The sequence below is a fragment of the Methylocella tundrae genome, assembly GCF_901905185.1.
Lineage (GTDB): Bacteria > Pseudomonadota > Alphaproteobacteria > Rhizobiales > Beijerinckiaceae > Methylocapsa > Methylocapsa tundrae.
This window is the reverse complement of the sequence record NZ_CABFMQ020000089.1, coordinates 1-15,662: the sequence shown is the minus strand read 5'-3', so window position 1 is coordinate 15,662 and position 15,662 is coordinate 1. Positions and strand designations below refer to the sequence as shown.

13 protein-coding genes are annotated in these 15,662 nt (G+C 58.9%); 9 read left to right on the top strand and 4 right to left on the bottom strand.

Annotation, left to right across the window (positions count from 1 at the left end; translation table 11 throughout):
- Genes MPC4_RS13905 through MPC4_RS13890 form a run of 4 tightly spaced genes read left to right on the top strand, consistent with a single transcriptional unit; the run spans position 1 to position 4,032 of the window.
- On the top strand, positions 1-822 hold the full coding sequence (locus tag MPC4_RS13905) for an aspartate/glutamate racemase family protein (protein WP_174513039.1): 822 nt from the start codon (positions 1-3) through the stop codon (positions 820-822).
- Positions 819-2,234 carry an FAD-dependent oxidoreductase gene (locus tag MPC4_RS13900; protein WP_210253650.1) on the top strand — a complete coding sequence of 472 codons (1,416 nt, stop codon included), beginning with the start codon at positions 819-821 and terminating at the stop codon, positions 2,232-2,234. Before MPC4_RS13905 ends, MPC4_RS13900 begins: the two co-directional genes overlap by 4 nt.
- Entirely contained in the window at positions 2,231-3,010 is a 780-nt protein-coding gene (locus MPC4_RS13895) for an electron transfer flavoprotein subunit beta/FixA family protein (RefSeq protein WP_174513038.1), read from the top strand. Before MPC4_RS13900 ends, MPC4_RS13895 begins: the two co-directional genes overlap by 4 nt.
- The gene (locus tag MPC4_RS13890) at positions 3,007-4,032 is read left to right on the top strand and encodes an electron transfer flavoprotein subunit alpha/FixB family protein (protein ID WP_174513037.1); all 1,026 of its coding nucleotides are present in this window, start codon (positions 3,007-3,009) and stop codon (positions 4,030-4,032) included. The genes MPC4_RS13895 and MPC4_RS13890 overlap by 4 nt, the downstream gene beginning before the upstream one ends.
- A gap of 106 nt (positions 4,033-4,138) precedes the next feature.
- On the opposite strand, the gene MPC4_RS13885 is transcribed toward MPC4_RS13890, so the two are convergent.
- The 4 genes from MPC4_RS13885 to MPC4_RS13870 all read right to left on the bottom strand — a co-directional run bounded on the left by MPC4_RS13885 (position 4,139) and on the right by MPC4_RS13870 (position 10,507).
- A complete protein-coding gene (locus tag MPC4_RS13885) occupies positions 4,139-5,947 on the bottom strand; it encodes a sigma-54-dependent Fis family transcriptional regulator (RefSeq protein ID WP_174513036.1) in 1,809 nt (602 codons plus the stop codon).
- Between the two features lie 418 nt (positions 5,948-6,365).
- On the bottom strand, positions 6,366-7,823 hold the full coding sequence (tcuA, locus tag MPC4_RS13880; protein WP_244629014.1) for an FAD-dependent tricarballylate dehydrogenase TcuA: 1,458 nt from the start codon (positions 7,821-7,823) through the stop codon (positions 6,366-6,368).
- A gap of 185 nt (positions 7,824-8,008) precedes the next feature.
- Positions 8,009-9,490, bottom strand: a complete 1,482-nt coding sequence (locus tag MPC4_RS13875; RefSeq protein WP_174513035.1) for a carbohydrate porin — start codon at positions 9,488-9,490, stop codon at positions 8,009-8,011.
- Positions 9,491-9,841: 351 nt separating this feature from the next.
- Positions 9,842-10,507, bottom strand: coding sequence for a GntR family transcriptional regulator (locus MPC4_RS13870; protein WP_210253649.1), 666 nt, complete (start codon positions 10,505-10,507; stop codon positions 9,842-9,844).
- 201 nt (positions 10,508-10,708) lie between these two features.
- On the opposite strand from MPC4_RS13870, the gene MPC4_RS13865 reads away from it, so the two are divergent.
- From MPC4_RS13865 to MPC4_RS13845, 5 genes are all read left to right on the top strand, one after another.
- Entirely contained in the window at positions 10,709-11,314 is a 606-nt protein-coding gene (locus tag MPC4_RS13865; protein ID WP_174513033.1) for a cysteine hydrolase family protein, read from the top strand.
- A gap of 37 nt (positions 11,315-11,351) precedes the next feature.
- The gene (locus tag MPC4_RS13860) at positions 11,352-12,221 is read left to right on the top strand and encodes an isocitrate lyase/PEP mutase family protein (RefSeq protein ID WP_174513032.1); all 870 of its coding nucleotides are present in this window, start codon (positions 11,352-11,354) and stop codon (positions 12,219-12,221) included.
- A 44-nt stretch (positions 12,222-12,265) separates the two neighbouring features.
- Positions 12,266-13,717, top strand: a complete 1,452-nt coding sequence (locus tag MPC4_RS13855) for an FAD-dependent oxidoreductase (RefSeq protein ID WP_210253648.1) — start codon at positions 12,266-12,268, stop codon at positions 13,715-13,717.
- 11 nt (positions 13,718-13,728) lie between these two features.
- Positions 13,729-14,520: an SDR family NAD(P)-dependent oxidoreductase gene (locus MPC4_RS13850; RefSeq protein ID WP_174513030.1), complete on the top strand. Its 792-nt coding sequence runs from the start codon at positions 13,729-13,731 to the stop codon at positions 14,518-14,520.
- A 976-nt stretch (positions 14,521-15,496) separates the two neighbouring features.
- Positions 15,497-15,662 (top strand): PEP/pyruvate-binding domain-containing protein (locus MPC4_RS13845; RefSeq protein ID WP_174512458.1); only part of this gene is annotated, 166 nt, incomplete at its 3' end.

Here is a 15,662-nt window from a genome sequence, read left to right as displayed (position 1 = left end):
ATGGGCATTCGTATTTGGCATCAGAGCTTTACCGTCTTGTCCGATCTGGGCGCCTACGATCGCGCTCTGCAAGAGCATTTCCGCAATATCGCCCGGCCCGACACTGAGGTCGTCATGCATGGCATGCATCCGGGCACTTACCGGACCAACTATCCGGGCGACGACATTAAGCACGCGGCGCTGCAGCACCTCCACTCTCTGCAGTTCATTGCCGCAGCGTTGCGCGCTGATCAGGAGGGTTTCGACGCCTACGCCCTCAGCACCCTGCCGGAACCCGCGTTGCGGGAGATCCGCTCATTAGTCGACATTCCCGTCGTCGGCTATGGCGAATCCGCCATGCTGACCGCTTGTCAGCTAGGTCACAGCTTCGGCGTGCTGGTGTTCATCGAGGAACTCGCGGAACTGGTCACAGAGAACGCTGCCCGGCACGGATTGGCGACGCGCTTCGCCGGCGCCCGCCACGTTGGATTCCGTTTCACCGACGTGCTGAAGGCTTTCGCCGATCCACAACCGCTAATCGAGCAATTCCTTGTTGCCGCGAAGGCGCTGATCGCGGACGGCGCCGAAGTCATCATCCCGGGCGAGGCGCCCCTCAATGTTCTACTCGCCAGAGAGGGCGTTACCGAAGTCGATGGGGCGGCGATCGTTGATTCGCTCGGAGCATGGGTGAAGCACGCCGAAGCCATGGTCGATTCGCGCCGCGCCGGAGGCGCGGGTCGCAGCTTGCGTGGTTACTTCTCGAGCCAGCCCGAACGGGCTCGGGTGGACGAAGTTCTGGCCTTTTATGGCGTCAGCCAACGGCTCTCGGGCAAAACGCTGTGACCGGCTTTTCAAGCAATTTGGATCGTCAAGACATGGACATACGTACAGAGTTGCTCGTCGTCGGCGGCGGCCTTGCCGGCTTCGCTGCGGCGCTGACGGCGGCTGAGGCAGGACTTGACGTGGTAGTGCTTGAAAAGCAGCCGGAGACCGGCGGTTCCTCGGCCATGAGCGGAGGTTGCCTCGCCTTCGCGGGAACAGATATCCAGCGCAGCCATGGCATCGAAGATTCATCAGATCTGCTTTTTAAAGATCTGCGGGAGGTCGGCCAGTTCGAAAACGACGAGGCGCTCGTGCGCGCCTACGCCGATGAGCAGCTCGCGACCTATGAATGGCTGAAGGACTGCGGCGCTGAATTCAATTCGATCATAGAGGCGGCGTCGGGGCAGTCGGTGCCGCGCGCCCACACGGTTGATCCGGCCGATCTTGTCCGCCAGCTCGCAGCGCGAGCCAAAGCGACGGGCAAGGTCAAGCTAATCGCCTCCGCTCGCGCCACGCGGCTGTTGCATGGGAACGCCGAGCGTCGTGTGGTCGCAGCGGCGGTGGAGCATGAGGGAAGTTGTATCACCGTGAGTGGCTCAAGAGCAGTTTTGCTCGCAAGCGGCGGCTTCTGCCGCAACGCTAAACTGGTCCATCGCTTCGCGCCGCAATACGATGCGGCGATCTTCATTGGCGGCGACGGTAACGAGGGCGATGGCCTGCGTATGGCATGGGCCCTCGGCGCCGACTTCCGCGACATGGCCTATATCAAGGGCACCTACGGCAAGCATCCGACCGACGAGGCCAACCAGCACAGTTGCTTGGCGGTCTACAAAGGCGCCATCGCAGTCAACCAGAATGGAAAGCGCTACGTCGACGAATCATTATCCTACAAATTGCTTGGCGACGCCTGCATGCTCCAGCCCTACAGCACGACGTATCAGATTCTCGATCAGAACATTCTGGAAAGCGGCGACAATCGTGTCCGGATCATGGATTTCGAGCGTCGGTTGGATGAGGGACTGTTCATCCAAGCCGACAGCCTTGAGGCGCTGGCGGAGAAGATTGAGATCCCCGCCGACGCGCTGATCCAAACCGTAGCGCGCTATAACCATTTCGTCGACCAGGGCGTAGATGACGATTTCGGACGCAAGCGCCTCGTTCACCGCCATGGGTCCTTGCGCCGAATCGAACGGGCGCCTTTCTACGCCTATCCATCCACCGCAGTGGTATTTGGGACCTACTGTGGGCTGTGCGTTGATGCATCAATGCGGGTTATCGACGTCTTTGGTCAACCCATCTCAGGCCTGCTGGCGGCCGGCGAGGTTGTAGGCGGCCTGCATGGAGCAGCGTATATGACTGGCTCGGCGCTCGGCAAGGCGGCTATCTTTGGCCGTATCGCTGGGCGCACGGCGTCGCGAGAAGCTGCTCGATGAATGTGGTCGTGTTTCTGGCCGGGATCGCCGATCCAAAATGGCCATTATCTGCCGTATCGACTGACGTCGTCAAAGCGCGCGCCGACAATCATGTGGCGCTCAGCCCCTTTGATGAGGCGGCGCTCGAAACCGCCATGAAGATTCGTGACGGGTGGCCTGGAACGAGGCTCACTGTTGCGATGATCGGCGGCCCGGAGAGCGAGATTCTCTTGCGTAAGGTCGCGGCTTACCGCGTTGACCGCGTAGCGCGCATAGACGCTAGGACATTGTCTCCATGGGACTCGCGCGCTTTGGCTGCCCGGCTGGCCGCGACGCTGGCCGAGCTCGATGCTGGGGCGGATCTTATCCTGATTGGACGAGAGTTTGGCGACTGCGACGCCGGCGGCCTCCCGCCTTGCCTTGCCGCGACGCTGGGCTGGCCCTTCTTCGGCTTGACCCAGCACGCCGAATGGGACGGCGAATGCCTGTCGCTGTTGCGCGAGCAAGGCAGCATCGAGGAGAAGGCGTCAGTGACCGGACCGCTGGTGGCGAGCGTGACGAACGACCGCCGCAATCGGCTGCGCCACCCGCTGATGAAGAATGTCATGGAAGCCAAACGCATGAACATTGTCACGGTTACGCCACCCAAGGTAGGCGCTTCTCGAGTGTCGCTCGCAGAAATTTGTGGGATCGCCGCCGCGACGCGTGAGGTGGCCTGTCGGGTCCTGGATGGGCCGCTTGACGCGCAGGTGGCGGAACTTGCAGCCTTCCTGGGGCCCTGGAGCGCCCGCCCATGAGCAGTCCTATCCTGGCGCTCGCGCCCGTGATCCTCGAAGATGCGGTCGACTGGTTGGCGCCGGTCGCCGCAGCTGCGTCGATCGCGCAGGGCGGAGGAGCGGCGGTCGCGGCGGTTCTCATTGGAGGGGATGACGAGACAGCTCGCGCTGCACTTATGATGGGCGCGAATGCCGTGTGGATTGTGGCGCATCCAGACGTTGTGCAGCCGGCCGATGTCAATCAGGTTTCCGCCGTCTTCGCTGACATGCTGTCCCGTTCCGAGTTGCAAGGTTTCCGTTTGGCGCTGCTCCCAGCGGGGCCAATCGGCGAGGCGATCGCGGCGACACTAGCGGTGCGCTTTGACGCTGCCGCGCTGGGCCTTTGTGCGAATATAACGTTCACGGAAACTGGCGTCGCCGCCCATCGCGCCGCCTATGGGGGACGGGCGCAGATGACGCTGACCACAGATGCCCCGTGCTTCGGCGCCATGCGGCGGCCGAAGGCGAGAGACGCGAGAGCTGGCGAAGGGCCAGTCCATCGCTTGGAACTGACCAACGCCCTTCCCACGCCGTTGCCGATTGCCCGACGCGACAGCGGCCTGAGTACACCGAATCTCGAGGGAGCAAAGGTGGTTGTGTCAGGTGGACGCGGCATGGGGGGAGAGGAGGGCTTTGCCGAGCTCAACGAACTAGCAACGTGCCTAGGCGCTGCGCTCGGTGGGAGCCTCCCAACTGTGGACGCTGGCTGGGCGCCTGTATTTCGCCAGGTTGGCCAATCCGGCAAATTTGTCACACCAGATGTCTACGTCGCCGTTGGCATCTCGGGTACGCCGCAGCATATGGCCGGCATCGGATCAAACACGCGGATCGTCGCCATCAACAAGGATGCCGACGCCGACATTTTCCGCTTTGCCGAGGTCGGAATAGTCGCTGACTGGAAGGAGATATTGCCTGGCCTGATCGGGCGCCTGCGCGAAGGACCTGATTCCCTTACTCTCGCGGCGGCGGGTCGAGGTGCTGAAAAAGGGCAATCTGGAGCGTGATTGGCGGCGGCGCTATGCCGCTTCTGGCAAGATCTTCGCGCCTATCATGGTCTGGAACACGGGCTAAATGGACGTCGAACTCGCCGTTCCAATCAGCGCCTCGCAATTATACGACAAGCTTTTTCGCCCGGTATTCCATTTGGGCACGGCTAATGCGCAAGAGTGAAGCAGCCTTAGAGATGTTGCCGTTGGATTGGCGGATCGCCGCCTTAATCAGAGCCTGCTCGACATCGTATAAGGATGCTGATTCGTTCTTGACGACGCTCGTCGCCCAATTCGTGATTGTTTCGTGGTCGTCACGTAGTGGATCGCCAGCATCATAGTCGTTATTTAGGAGATCAAGCTTAGGCGTCAGTGCTCCAGAGTCGCTGAGCCCCAGCAAACGATTTGTCTCGAAGGACGCGTCAACGCTAAAGAGGTGCCGCAAGTCGAGTGGCTCCCCCTCGTCAGCCAGAATGATGCCGCGTTCAATGACATTCTCGAACTCACGAATGTTGCCAGGCCAAGAATAGCTTAGCAAGGCCCTCAGCGCGCGCGGCGTGGTCCCGGACACGTGGCGGTTATGGGAGCGGCAGAATTTGTCGAGAAAGAACTCGAGCATAACAGGAATGTCGTCCTTGCGCTCGCGCAGAGGTGGAACCGTGAGCGGGAAGACGTTGAGTCGGTAGAACAAGTCCTCTCGAAAGCGTCCATCCTTGATGGCTTTGGGTAGATTTTCGTTGGTAGCGGCCACGACGCGAACATCGACCTTCCGAGTGTGGGTGCTGCCCAGCCGTTCCATCTCTCCTGTCTGCAGGATGCGTAGAAGTTTGCCTTGCGCTGTAAGGCTGAGCATGGCGATCTCATCGAGGAAGATTGTCCCCTGGTTGGCGATCTCGAATCGACCTGCGCGAGATGCAGTGGCACCAGAGAATGCTCCGCGCTCGACGCCGAAAAGCTCCGATTCCATAAGTTGCTCTGGTATCGCGGCGCAATTGACCTCGATTAAGACATTCTTTGCGCGCAGACTCTGCGCATGCATCTCACGCGCGAAGATGCTCTTGCCTACGCCGCTCTCGCCTAGCAGGAGCACAGTTGCATTGGTCGGCGCCACCCGATGGATCTTTTGTATGACCGAGCTAAATGCGGCGGAAGCTCCGACGATAGGTCCGATTGACGACTGGGGCGAGCTACCTTTCGTTGGAACCGAGGCCGGTCCTGACGAGGCGACGCGAGGTACGAAGAGTTGGGAACGTTTGGCGGCCCCCGACTCGAAATAGCGAAGATCAACCTCCGGGTCGGTCCACGCCTCGAGCGGCTTGGCGATAACGCGGCATTGCGCATTGCCCATTGACCGGCATTCCACCTCGCGGACGAGGATACGCTTGCCCATCAGGGCGGTGAGAAAGCCAGAGCAGTAGCCCACCTCCATCCAACAGCCAGGTTCTGACCCGACGCCATTGGCAATCAAATGGACGTCGTCCTCTACGGAGTGCTTCCAAATGAACTCGCCGTAGCAATAACCACTGGCACTGTCGATCTCGATCCGGATCGGCTCTACGCTAACGATGCCTTGAAGTGCGTGGAACTGGGCGCCCGCGGCCAAAAGATCCAGCTGCGAACAACCGCCACGGACCTTCCAGGCAATTGCTGCGTCGCGTGACCCGGCAATATAACCGACTCTCGTCAACATCCCCCGCGCCGCGTCCAACCCCATGGACTCAATCATCTCCTGCCGAAGCGTAGCGAACGCCTCTGAATGCATGAGGATCATCCGCCGGTCGTCCAACCAGATGCGCCCGTCCGACGGATTGAAGTGCAGCCGCTCCGTCAGATCCCCAATTTCGGGGGCCGTGATTTTGCCCGAGGCCGCCGCGGCAGCATCCCGCAAGAACTCTCCCCCTATTTTGGGAGCTTTACATGGCACCTCAATCATAACGACTCCTCCCGGATTTCATCCCGCCATTTTTTTGTCCTGTACCGTGCCGCATGGACGACGGCGACGACGGGGGCAGCATGTGCGAGAGCAATTTTCTATTTTCTGCGCCATCCTTCAACGAAAGAGGGTAAGGACATCTCCGGACGTGGTCTGCCTTGCCCAAAACGGATTTACTATGCATTGGTTGAAGGTGCCAGTTAGAATGCGTATCGCCAACTCAAATGCGCCTACTCGCGCAGCGGCGGGTTGATCGCCTAAAGACAGTGGCCCTTTAGGAAACCGGAAAACTCGCACTTCACTCGCTGGGAAATCGACCATGTGCCGCGGGATGCGCAAGACACGAGTTTTCCTTCGTCAAGACCTCCTCGTGCAATTCGCACATTCTCCCGGAACAACCCTCGCCGAGCCGGGGAGGTCAACATCCGCGAGCGGCATGCGCTCCGGCGCGGCGACCGAATACCGACCCCGACATCAGACCGGCTCCCCCTGGGTAGCTTACGTAATAAAGGCCGCCCACTAGCTCGCCAGCGGCGTAGAGGTTTCTGATGAGGTCGCCTTCCGGCGTCAGAACCCGGGAGTCGCTGTCGATGCGGAGTCCGCCAAAGGTGAAGGTGATACCGCATGCGACACCAAAGGCGATGAAAGGGGGCGTGTCCAGCGGATTAGCCCAGTTGGACTTTGGCGTCTCCAACCCATCTGTACTCCGCCCGTCCTTGACGTTGGGATTAAACGCCACGGTATCGCGCACTGAGGCATTGAAGTGGGCTACGGTGCGCAGGAAGCCGGTCGAATCGACATCTTCCAGCTTCGCCGCCAGTTCTTCAAGGGTAGCGGCTTCGACGCGCGTGATCTGGCGAATGCGGTATTCGTCGCTCAGCAGGTGCGCGACCCTCTGGTCAAACACCTGCCACGCGATACCCCCGGGCTGTTCGAGAATGGCCTTGCCCAATTTGGAATAGGTATAATTTCGAAAATCCGCGCCTTCATCGAAGAACCGTTCGCCCCGCGCATTGACCATGATGCCGAAAGGAAAGCCATTTTTTTGTTGGCCAAGGAGATCCAGCTCCCCGAATTCCGGGGCATTGCGATCGTATGCTACAGCGTGACAACCGGACCAGTGGCCGTAAGGCTGAGCGCCAACGTCAAGCGCCATGCGGATGCCGTCGCCAGTATTGAATCGGCTACCGCGGACTTTTGCCAAGTCCCAGTTTTCCCCCAGGTAGCGAGCGCGCCACTCCGCGTTGGCGTGAAAGCCGCCGCTGGCCAAGATAACCGCATCAGCCTCAAGCGTCAGGAAATGGCCGTCCTTGATGACCTTAACTCCAGTCGTAGTCTGTCCGTCCATCACAAGCGATATAGCGCGGGCGCCGTAAAGGATTTCAATACCCTGCCGCCCAGCCGCAGCGTGCAGTGAGTCGACCAACCCCCGCCCGCCACCGGATACCTCTACCGTCAAGCCACCCCAGAAGTGGAATCGACCGTCTACCTTGAACGCCTGTCGGCCGTAAATGGGTACGAAACGCACTCCATAGCGGCGCATCCACACCAATGTGTCGAGACTGTCAGACACAAGTATTTCGCCTAGCTCGGCATCCATTCGATACTGTGACAACCTGGCAAGATCGTCAAAATATTGCGATTGGGTATATTCGCCGAAATCGGAGTTCTCCTGTTCCGCTGTCGTTAGGTCAGGGACGACTTCCAAGAGATCTGCCACGCCATTATAGGCGACGCGGAAGGCTGCGCCAGTGAAGGCGCTGTTGCCTCCTTTCTGATTTTCCGGAGCCCGCTCTAGCACGGTGACCGACGCACCTTGTTCACGGGCCGAGAGCGCAGCGCACATCGCTGCATTGCCGGCCCCTACAATCACCACTTGGCTCAATCCATAGTCCCCCACGGCATATGCGACAAATCGTAATAACGCCAATGTGGCCGACGGTCTTCGCGAACCACGTTGGCGTTAAACTACGCCTAACCGAGATCGATCAGGCAGCTCGACGACATGCGCTTGACACTTCGATCTCTATCTAAGGCTCATCCTGTTCTCACTATCCAGCGTCAAAACATCGTAAAGACGCTCGCCAGAAAGAGGAGTGCGCTGCCTTCCCCTGGATAATAGGTTAGGCTTGGATGATCGGTGTAGCTCAAGCCCACCGAAGAATATAGACCAGGCATGAGATGGGCCAAATAGGAGGCGGTCACTGAATTGGTTGCGTGCCGGGCGGATATTCCTGTTAGCGTCGAGACTGCATTTGTAGGATCCGCGATATATTGGCTGGTGACTTGATGATTATACACGACGCTTATCATGTCTTGCGGCCGAGCGTCGAACAAGCCAATCGCATAGAGCCTGCCCTCGTAATATTGGCTGAAGGCCGCCGTCTCCGGCGGCGCATACATTGCGGACACGCCGGCGTATATGCCGCGATAAGCGGTAAAGGGCATCGACGGATCGGCTTGCCAGAGCTGGCGGTCCGCAAGGAAATACGCGGCGTTATTTTGGCTCGTGCCGCCGGTAGCAAAATTCTGATATTGCGAAAAATTGTGCATGATGCCGAACCGCGCCCAAGTCTGCGGCTCGCCTGGCGCGGCGGCGTTTTTGTAGCCAATTTCGTCAATCAGGAGCGGCGCCCAGCTCGGCACGGTAAACCGCAAGTTTGTCGGGTTCTTTGCTATGGTATCCACCAACACGTTGGGTGTGGGGCTAAGGCTTCGTTGTATGCCAAATTCATTATAGAGGGCGTCAGTCATGTGATAGGTAATGATAGCCGCCGGCGCGGATTCACCTGGACTTGACAGTCCGAGTTCAAAGGGAATTGACGCGGAAGGACCGAATGGGCTAGCGACATTGCCGCCTATATATGTGCCGACGAAGGATTGAGAGCCTTGAAGATAGCCGACTAGCACTTCTACTTTTTTATCAAAGAGAGTCTGATAATATTGCAAGCCGCCGAGCCCGAATTGTCTAGGGGTGAAATTATTCATCGTGGAAGCAGTCTGGACGCCGGCGATTCCTATTTGACCGTCTGGAATGCCGTAACGGCTAAGATCGACGGTCAAAAAAACTTGCGGCGAATTTAAGAAGCTGGGCCTTTGGCCCCAATAGGATTGAAGCCCAGGAGCGCTAGATTGCGGATGAGATAACATATTATCGCTGAAAATAGTTACGTTATAAGCAATAATTGCGAATCCATTGTTAGCGAGAGTTGAGCGCCAGCCGCCGTAATCCTGCAACAGACTGTCGCCGAAAGAAGGAAACGGAATGTTCCAGCCTTTCCAGCCAAAAGCCTGATCAAAGCGAGCCGGCGAGGCCGCCATTGTAGCCGCAAACGCCGCTTCGGCAGATTGTGGCGGAGGACCCATGACGTCGGCTTTGCCTATAGCTTGTATCTTTTTGCGATTGGTTTTCGCTGTCTCATGTTTGGGCGGCACCGTGGATCCCTTGTCCATGTCGCCGGTAAGATTCGCTTTTTCGTCGGCGAGCGCACCCCCGCCAAGAAGTAAACTGACAACTAGTGCAGCGGCGCCGCGCAGCTTCATATATTCCTCCCGCTCGTTTATGTGAAATGCATCGAGGCACTCATAAGCGATTTACTCAGGAATAATGACAACTGTCTACAGTTTTCGATCTCGGTAGCAGGTCCCTTTGGCGGGTCTCGGTCTCGTGCGACCTTTATGTAACAGAGATGGAGGCGCAAACTTAGAACCCGATCTTCGCGGACGGTCGCAAATCGCGACTAATAAGGGCGCGTTGTCGCATCGGCGCGCGCCAACGATCTCGGATGCGTCAAGCAAAACGCGAGTGCGACGGGGAGATATTTTCCTCTGAAAGGATGATACGTCGGTTAAAGCGCCGTGCGGTGCGACTGCGACTTGGCGGATGAGCGGGCCTCATTCCTTGGCGGCGGCGCGCTTCTCGATATGTGCGCGAGCATTGCGTAGGTGCCGACGCATCGCGGCTTCGGCACGGTCCGGGTCGCGCCCAGCCAAGGCGTCGACTATGACTTCATGTTCGTGGAACGCCTTCCTAGCGCGTCCCTGCAAAGTGCTCGATTTGTAGCGATAAACACGCAAAAGGTCGTACAAGTCGTTGCATAGCATGCCGATCAAGCGCTCGTTTTTGCTTGCCTTGATAATCCGAAAATGAAAGTCGAAATCCTTCCCTTCCTGATAATAGCCGGTGCCAGCGCTGACGGCTTCTTGTCGGCCATGTTCATTCAACAGGTCGCGTAATGAGGAGATCTCACCATCGTCCATCTGTTCAGCCGCGCACCGGCAGGCCATGCCTTCAAGCGCCTCGCGGACGACGAGGACGTCATGCAGGTCGCGAGGCGATAGTTCGGCAACCCGCGCCCCGATGTTGGGGATACGCTGAATAAGCTTTCTGCCTTCCAGCCGACGAATCGCTTCGCGCAACGGCCCACGGCTCACGCCTAGCCTCTTGGCAAGCCCAAGTTCGCTCAGTTTGGCGCCCGGCGCCAGTTCGCCGCTGAAAATCGCGCCTTCAAGTTGACGTGCGATTGCGTCGACGAGCGAATGCGCTTCGACGGGGTGCATGCTGGATTCAGGGTCCATGGACAAATGGTAATGCGCATCGCGATACTGTCAACAGTTTTCGTAAATTCACGGGCCACTGCTAGAAAACTGTCGACAATATACAAAGTCAATGATAGTCGTCGTTTCCGGCGCTGCAACCTCTCCTGCCCACGGTGGCGTTGAAAAAACACTCGGAAATAGGAAGTTTCAAGGAAATCGATAATGGCCACGAATCGCACCAATATGACGCAAGACGTGGCGCTGCTACTGCTTGATCTGCAAAACGAAATGGTTGACCCAACCGGCAAAATCGGGAAAGGCGGACTGGCGCCGATCGTCGCCGAACGGAAGGTGCTGCAGAACGCACGCAGAGCTTTGGACGCAGCGCGGGCGCGCAGCAATCCGGTTATTCATGTACGTTTGGGTTTCCGGGCGGACTATGCCGACGCCGTCAGCGTCGCCCCGCGCATCTCAAGACTAAAGGAGCATAACGCAGCGATCCTCGGAACCTGGGGGACGGAATTCCCGGAGATCCTCGCCCCCGCCGAGAATGAGCTGATTTTTACCAAGCAATGCGTTAACCCGTTCTTCAACACAGGGCTCCTCAACTGGCTCCTGCAACGCGGCGTAAAGCATGTCGTCCTTGGCGGCGTCGTCACCAATCTCGTCGTGGAGGCGACAGCCCGCGCAGCCGATGACGCCGGTCTCGCAGTGACTGTACTCGAAGACGTCTGCGCCGCGCCAAGTGCCGAATGGCATGCTTTCTCCATTGAAAAGATGCTGCCTCTGTTCGCCACGATTTCGACCTCGCCACAGTTCGCGGCGTAAGGCGATGACTTCATTACGGACCCCAGAGGACGCCCATATGCGGAACACGACGAGATTGAAGCTGATCATGGCGCGTCGGACCGCTGTGACCGCACCCGGGGCAGCGAACGCTCTTTTCGCACGGGTCATCGAAGATCTCGGTTTCGAGTGCGTGTATGTGACTGGCGCCGGCATAGCCAACATGCAATTGGGAATGCCCGACATCGGCTTGACATCTGCTACTGAGATCGCCAACGCTGTCTCCGCGATCAGCGACGCGGTGTCGTTGCCGCTGATCGTCGACGCCGATACTGGCTTCGGCAATGCGCTCAACGTCTACCGTTCGGTACTCCAGTTCGAACGTGCCGGCGCTGCCGCTATCCAACTCGAGGATCAAGTCTTTCCCAAGAAGTGCGGTCACTTTGCGGGTAAAGAGGTGATACCCTGCGCCGAGATGGTCCAGAAGATCAAGGCTGCTGTCGACGCGCGCCATGATAGCGACCTCCAAATTATCGCCCGTACTGACGCTATCGCGGTGGAGGGCATCGACCGCGCCATCGACCGCGCGCACGCCTTCATTGAAGCAGGCGCGGACGCAACCTTTGTGGAGGCGCCCACCACGATTGCCGAAATGGAGCGCATCGGTCGAGAGATTACCTCGCCGCAGGTGGCGAATATCGTCTTTGGCGGTAAGACGCCAGACCTTGGCCAGCGGCACCTGACGGAATTGGGTTTCTCGATCGTGCTCTATGCGAACGCGGCCTTACAGGCTGCGCTGAAGGCGTCGCGTGAGGTGTTGAGTGTGTTGAAGGATGAACGCTCCTTGGTGTCGGTCGCAGATCGCCTCGCGTCGTTCGATGAGCGTCAGCGCGTCGTCGCCAAGGGGACGTGGGACAAGCGAGAGGCGCGCTATCACGTGGTGAGCTAAACTTGTAAAATATGCCAAAGACGGGCCGAGGGGAAAGGACAATCGTGCAGGATAACGAAAGGGACGCTTACGATATCGTCGTAGTCGGCAGTGGTATCGCCGGCCTTTCGGCGGCGGTTACCGCGGCTGAATCCGGCCAGCGAGTGGGGATAGTCGAACGCGCGGCCGAGGGCGAGCATGGAGGCAACACGCGCTACACAGAGGCCTATCTGCGCATGAAAAGCGTGGATGAAACGGCCGACGACTTCGAATATCACTTTGCCGAAAACGCTGGCGGCTACATCGACCCGAGCTTCCTACAGGAAGCGACGCGCGACTACCAGAATTGGTCGCCTCTGATGCGCTCGCTCAGTATGTTGGACCCGGAGATTATCGGAAGTCTCGCAGAGAACGCGGGACCGACATTACGCTGGCTGGAAAGGCTTGGCGTCAAGTTTGAGTTCCTGCCGACCGCGTTCATTACCACGACAACGACGCGTCTCTTGCCCGTGGGCGGGGGGCTAGCCCTGGTCGAGACGCTCACCGCCAAGGCCAAGGAAAAGGGCGTCGCTATCCATTTTAACTCTACCGCACAAAAGCTCCTGACGGACGTTGAGGGCGCCGTTGCAGGTCTTGTTGTTCAGCAGCGAGGTAAGCGTCGCGCGGTGTCGGCCAAAGCCATCGTGTTGGCCTGTGGCGGTTTCGAGGGCAACGCGGAAATGCTAGCGCAATACCTCGGACCGCGCTCCATCAACCTGCGGCCTGTAGCGCGCGGCGGCTACTACAACAAAGGCGAAGGCATCCGCATGGCGCTTGAAATTGGAGCCGCGCCGAACGGTGATTTTGGCAGTTACCACGCCGAGCCGGTTGACCCGCGCTCCGACGTCGCCGAGCCCGCGGTATTCACCTTCCCTTATGGCATTCTGGTGAACAAGGATGGTCAGCGCTTCGCTGATGAGGCTCCGGGTACGGTCGACGCCGTATATGAGAGCGTTACCCGTCGCATCTACGAGCAGCGTGACGGCATTGCCTACCTAATCCTCGACGCCAAAATCGAGGAGGTGCCGAATTGGAAAAAGAGCCTGCGCACCAATCAATCGCCGATCACCGGCGGCGCGCTAGCAGAGCTGGCGGACAAGATCGGCCTCGACCCCCGGACTTTGGAGCAAACGGTGAACGCCTATAACGCCGCCTGCCGCGACGGCGTGTACAAGCCATTGGAGCTAGATGGTCTGGCGACCAAAGGACTGGAGCCGAAGAAGTCGAACTGGGCGCGGCCGATCGATACGCCGACCTATCGCTGCTATCCTATCATCTCGGCCAACGTCTTCACTTTTGGCGGACTCAAGATCAACCGCCACGCCCAAGTGTTGAACACGGATGGTGACCCTTTGCCCGGGCTTTACGCCGCTGGCGAGACGGCAGGCATCTATTACCGAGTCTATACCGGCTCGACTTCCGTCCTGCGCGGAGCGGTGTTTGGGCGCCTCGCCGCTCAACACGCCGCCGCTCTTTAGGGTAAGCCGCTATGACTTTGCGTACCGGTCAGGTGGCCGTGGATTTTACGGGGCGGACGGCCATCGTGACTGGCGCGGCGGGGATCATCGGCTCCGCTGTCGCGTTGCGCTTGGCCGCCGGCGGCGCCAACCTCTGCCTCGCCGGCATCGGCGATCTCGCGGCGCTAACGGCCGAACTATCGAGCTTCGACGTCGGCATTCTCACCGCGCCCACTGACGTATCCGACAAAGCGCAAGTTCAAGATGCAGTCATTGCCGCTGTCGACGCTTTCGGGGGTGTCGACATTTTGGTGACGGTAGCCGGAATTACCTCTTTGGGATCGTTCGAATCGATCTCCGTGGAGGATTGGGAACGGGTTCAGGCGATTAATCTAAAAGGTGTGTTCCTGTGCAACCAGGCTGTCATCGCGCCGATGAAGGCGAAAGGGTACGTGCGCATTGTCAACGTCGGTTCGGCGCTCGCCAAGAACGGCGGTAACCCACGGCCGTGGCTCGACCCGGGTGAACAAGCGCAGGCGGCCAATGCCGCCTATGCGGCCGCTAAGGCGGGTGTGCATGCGCTGACCCTTTGCCTCGCCAAGGAGTTGGCGGCGCACGGCGTCACCGTCAACGCCGTGGCGCCCGGCCCGATCGCAAGTCCGATGACGACAAACTTCCCGGCCGCGCTCGTGCGCCAGCTCCCGGTCGGTCGGATGGGCTCCGCTAAGGAGGTGGCCGCCGCTATCGCTTTCCTCGCAGCTGAGGAAAGCGCTTTCATCACCGGCGAGATCGTCGACGTGAACGGCGGGTTGTGGATGGATTAGCGAAACTCAATCCGACACGAGATCGAAAGACAATCGGATCCATTGACCTTGCAACACTCAATCCGCAGGCGCTTGCTGACTCCGCGTTGCTGGCGCTCACCGATTGGGTGGAGATCATCGAGAGCCTCCGCGAGAGGCCGAGAACATCACCCGTGGAGATCGTAGTAAAGCCCCGCGGCCCCCATCGTTCACCGCAGCCGCTTCGAAGCGTCGTCAGAGCTAATAATTCGGCAAAAGTTCGAGAACTGCCTCACGGTGGCTGGGTTTTCGCCGATACTTGGGGAATTCTGGGATCAATTGATGCGGGTCGAAGAAATTACAGCGTCTGACCTCCTAAAACCGGATCGGCATTGATCGCTTTCGTTGGAATTCGGTCTTGAAGCATTTCAGACTACGGGCGCAAAAGGCCAAAAGGCACCTGGGATTTATGGATAACTGTTGACAGTGCGCAGTTTACCGGCTAAGGCTTCGTTGACGTTTGGCGGTATGGCCGCTTCAGACCTCAAGTGACGGGCGTTAGACATTGACCATCAAATTCTATTGGGATGGCAGAAGAACGATATCGTCCAGGCGCGCCTTACTGTCATAGGCGGCGAGCGGTTCCGCGTGCCGGCCGTGATGCGGCTCTCAATCCCCTAAGCCAACTTGGGCGCGAGAACGAATTCGGGTCACTCGCTCCCTTGTTTCCTGTTTAGCATTACGGCCAAACTCCTTCCCTATTGGCTGTAAACTCGGGCGGGTCCATGCGAGCCATCCTCTGGACCCGCCTCCTTTTTCAACCACGTGCTGAGGCCATGCATCTAGCTCGCATTCGCAAAATGCGCCGAGACTTTTTACCTTTAGATTTTGCAAAGCCTAAGCAGCGCAGCATCACAGCATAGAAAGCTTCGGCGGGACTTTGACGACAGAAAGCGGCGCGCCGAAGACGAAATGGGTTTACGCGTTCGGCGGCGGCAAGGCCGAAGGGACGACCAAAATGCGCGACCTTCTCGGCGGTAAGGGCGCAAACCTCGCCGAGATGGCCAATCTCGGCCTTCCCGTGCCCCCCGGCTTCACCATTACGACGGAAGTCTGCACCTATTTCTACACGAACGGGAAGAGCTACCCGCCCGAACTCGAAGCCGATGTGAACGCGGCGCTCG